3 protein-coding genes are annotated in these 4,220 nt (G+C 42.0%); all 3 read right to left on the minus strand.

Annotation, left to right across the window (positions count from 1 at the left end; genetic code table 11):
* Positions 1–184: 184 nt before the first annotated feature.
* Positions 185–631, minus strand: coding sequence for a GNAT family N-acetyltransferase (locus PY364_RS17005; RefSeq protein WP_275524258.1), 447 nt, complete (start codon positions 629–631; stop codon positions 185–187).
* A 344-nt stretch (positions 632–975) separates the two neighbouring features.
* Positions 976–3,618, minus strand: coding sequence for a C39 family peptidase (locus PY364_RS17010; RefSeq protein ID WP_275524260.1), 2,643 nt, complete (start codon positions 3,616–3,618; stop codon positions 976–978).
* A 99-nt stretch (positions 3,619–3,717) separates the two neighbouring features.
* A partial coding sequence (locus tag PY364_RS17015) for an IS200/IS605 family accessory protein TnpB-related protein (protein ID WP_275524262.1) occupies positions 3,718–4,220 on the minus strand: 503 nt, incomplete at its 5' end.

The raw sequence follows: 4,220 nt of genomic DNA on the forward strand, positions 1-4,220 counted from the left end.
ATTTCAGGAGGCGAAACACATATTTCAGGAGGTTTTACAGATTAATCCTCGCGATAAAGCGACGATGGTTTACATCAAGCGTTGTGAGAAATATCAACAGTATGGAGTCCCCGAAGGATGGGAAGGAGTAGAAGCTTTAAATGAGAAGTAATACCAAATTTGCTACTCTATTACCATAAGGGACTCATAAATCTTTAGTCATAAGAAAACGGTGATGACGTTGATAACCGACTCTGTGATAAAGACGCTGTGCATCAGGATTTTCAAAATCTACTTCCAGATGAAGTGCTTTGATTCCTAAAAGTCGGCAAGTCTCCTCTGCAAAGGTCAAGGTCTGAGTTCCAATGCCTTGTCCGCGATATTTGGGGCGAACGTAAAACTCGTCAAGAAAGGCATCCCGTCCTCGGTATTCCAAACTGTAACCCAGACTCAAAATAATATAGCCAATTACCTCATCTTTTTGCTGAATTAGCCACAGTTGTCCCAAAGAAGCATCACCCAAAAAAGATGCTAGGGCATCGCGATCGAGTTGTTCATCGAATGCCAATTTTTCCTTTTCATGGAACTCTTTAACAAGTTCTAAAAGGATAGTGAGATCGGCAATTTTTGCAACTCGGTAATTAATAGTCACAATACAGCCTCTAAAATCAATAAGCGCTCAGCATTTTTTATCTGCTGCACCAGTTTAAGTAGTCGGACATAAATAAACGCAACCATGTCATTGCGAACGGAACGATAGTGAAGTGAAGCAATCGCAGGGGTTTGGGATTGCTTCGCTTGGCTCGCAATGACATTATTTATTTTTGTCCAACTACTTAGCACACTACCAGATATTAGAAAAAAACCCACCTTTTCAGGCAGGTTAATACTGTCAACATCTACTTATTGGAGGCCTTCAGGATTTGACCTTCACTATATCTATATCTCCAGAACCTCCTCGGTTTTACGCGAAATGCCGATTTTTGTAATAAAACTTTACCGACTGATAAAATGCGCCCAGATATTACCATCAGGCCCAGCAACTTGATCCAGATAGCTGTAGGGATAGAGCAACTTTCGGCCCTCAGTATCGCTGTAACCAGTTAGAGCGTTACCCCAAGGGTCTTGGACAATATAACCTGCTGAAGTGTAGCCGATGACGGTCAAAATATGTCCCGTAGCGGTAAAACTACCCGCTAACACCACCGGCCGCCGATTAATCAACTCTGACTTCAGATCCGACCACCCGCGAGTCGTGCTAAAACTTGTCTTGAATCCGTAGGCCCGGATCATTGCCGAAAGTACGGTGTGATCTGTCTGAGAACCTTGGCCCGCGTAGTTGAAACACCACTGCAACAACTCATCTACGAAATCGCCGCCCCCCTTAGACCGCACGCCATAATAATAAAGCACCATTGCGATCGATGTGACATTGCAAGTAGACCAGTAAAAACGGGGATTATCCCGCTGCGAAAAATAAGCTACATTCAATTCCACATAATTTGGAATCGGATTGAAAGTTTTATCTCCGCGCTTAAAAACAACATAACTGGGAAATATATAACCCGTATTCCCAAAATTAGGCAGTTCTTCGGTGAGGGAAACTTTTAAATGATTGCCATCTATACCATAGCTTTCTACTCCGTAAACTCGACCTAAAGGCAGCGTTACTCTCTCCGCCTCACTTAAACTCACAGCATCTACTGGTCTTTTTTTGAGCACAGTAGTTTGCATCATTGTCATCGTGATTGCGTCGGTGTCAAAAGTTATAACCTTCCCATCTCGCTTAATTTGAATGTGTTGCCAATAGATATATCCAACATTCCCAAAACCAGGAATTGATTCAGCCAAAGTGACGCGAAAGTGGCCGGAAATACAGGCATACCCAGTAATGGGATAAGTGCTACCTAAAATTAATTCAGCACTTTGGTTAGCTGCTAGATTGGATGAATCTTGAGGACTGGCTTTAATCTGAGTTGTTCGCGTTACCAACATCTGGGCAGTTAGGTGGGTATCCGGGATATCGGCAATGTCGAACTTTAAAGTTTTTGAGCCTTTACTAAGCTGAACGGCGGGCTCATAAAAGTAGCCAAAATTCCCAATAGGTGAGATTGTCGAATCGAGCAATACTTTCAGGTGGCCGTCAATTAATCCATATTTACTAACGGTAAAAGTCTGACCAGCTTTGACCAGAATTTTTTGCTGTTGATCGAGCAAAGAAGAATCAATCGGAGCTACTTTAAATAATGTATCTTTGAGGATTTGTAGTTTTAAAGATTGTCCCACAGTCAAAGGATCGGTAGTGACTGTAATGTAAACAATCTGACTGCCAGTAATATTACCTTTACTGTTAGTAGCTTTCAATCTTAGCCAGCGAGAACCGGGGGTACTAAATCCCTTAGCTAAATATACTTGCCAAGTACCTGCATTGCTATTGATAGCAACATTGAGGGGATATTTATCTTCTGCTACTACAGTAACTCTAACTGATTCGCGGCGGTCAAAAGTGCCAGTCAATTGAGTTGGCTGGTTAACTAAAACTTCTCTGGGCCCAGTATAAGTTAAATTGGGAGCAGGATTGAAGGTTTTTCCTCCACGACTTAGCTGCACAAAGTCAGAATAGACATAACCAGTATTGCCAAAATTTGGTAGGTTTTCTGTCATTGAAACTTTGATATGTCCGTCTCCCAGGCTGTAGCTAGAAACTCCATAAATCATGCCGGCGGCTAGAGTAGTTTTGTCTTCTGGTTTGAGTTTGGAAGAATCAATAGGTTGCTTTTTGAAAGGAGTGGTATTGAGAATTGTTAAGGTCGTCGCATTTTGATTGAAGACTACTGATTTGCCTTCTTGTAAAATTTGAACGTGCTGCCAGTAGAAGTATCCCGATTTTCCAAAGCCTGGTATCGGTTGAGATAAGGTGACTCGAAAATGATTTTCAACGCAGGCGTAGCCAAGAATTGTGTAAGTTTCACCTTGACCGATTTCTACTTGCTGACTTGGTGCTAAACTGGAAGAATCTTCGGGATAAAGTTTGATTTTTGTAGTTTTAGTTATCCACAATAATTGCGTTCCTGGGGGGGGTGTTGGCAAGCCAGATTGGTTAAAATTGAGAATTTGTGCGCCTTTAGTCAGAATTACGTGCAGTTCGTAAAAGTAGCCAATATTTCCTACAGGAGAAATTGCGTTATTCAGTTCTACTTTCAGATGGCCATTCGCATATTCGTAACTTTTAACTTGATAAGTTTGACCTACGGGGACTGTGACTTTTTGTTCCTGAGTCAAACTACTGCTGTCGGCTGGCTGGACTTTAAAGAAGGTTTCTCTCAGAGGAATCGCGTTGACAATTGGCTCGTTTGATGTAGCATTAGCAACTAAAATTTTAATTGCCTGTTCGCTAATAACTTGACCGGCTTTGTTAGTTCCTTTGAGGCGGAGGTTGCGAATCCCTATTTGATTGAGTCCTTTTTCTAAACTAGAGTACCAGATGCCTAGTGTTTGGTTGAGGGTAATGGGAAGCGGATATTTATCTTCTGCTACTAGAGAAATGGCTGATACTAAACTAGGGTCAAAAGTGCCGACAAGGACGCTTCCCTGATTCACTGCAACTTCTTTGGGGCCTAAATAACTCACACTGCTCATAGTTGTCAATTAGCGTAGGGTATAATTTTCTGGGTTTTAATTGTTTCGCTTGCAGATAGCAACCTATTGACACTCCCCGGTCTAAAGACGCGGGGATTCTTAAGGACAAACTTTGGGCGGATTTATCCCCCAAAGTTTAATTCTTAAAGGGTTAGTCAGCAACCCCCTACCCACTCGCTCAATAATTGAGTCTATGGCTACTTTTGATTTTCGGATGATGTTGGCTGCACCGTTAACATCTGCATTCAGAGTTAGCCCCTGAGCCGAACGGTACAAACCTCGTTTAATTCTTTTACCTAATGGTTGCCAATAGTCGGGTTTTTCACCGACTTTCACTGGCAACAAATCTTGGTCTAAAAAACTAGCTTTTGATGTGTAAGATTCGTCTTGCTCTACAAATCGCCAGCCTAGAGAGTCGCACTCTTGTTGCAATCTATCTTTAACTTTAGCGGTAGGGATTTGGACAAAGTTCTGATTGGTTATTCCACCCATATTAACTTCTTGCTTTTGCCCCTTGTTCCAACCAAAAACTATGACGTTGATTTGGTGATTTTCGCAATAATCTACGATATTTCTGACTGCCTTGTTGACCGCATCTCTCA

The organism is Kamptonema sp. UHCC 0994, assembly GCF_029167235.1.
Taxonomy (GTDB): Bacteria; Cyanobacteriota; Cyanobacteriia; order Cyanobacteriales; family Microcoleaceae; genus Kamptonema.

Bases quoted from the DNA above. Each gene is read 5' to 3' on its own strand.
- PY364_RS17010 (WP_275524260.1), bottom strand. From the start codon at position 3,618: ATGAGCAGTGTGAGTTATTTAGGCCCCAAAGAAGTTGCAGTGAATCAG.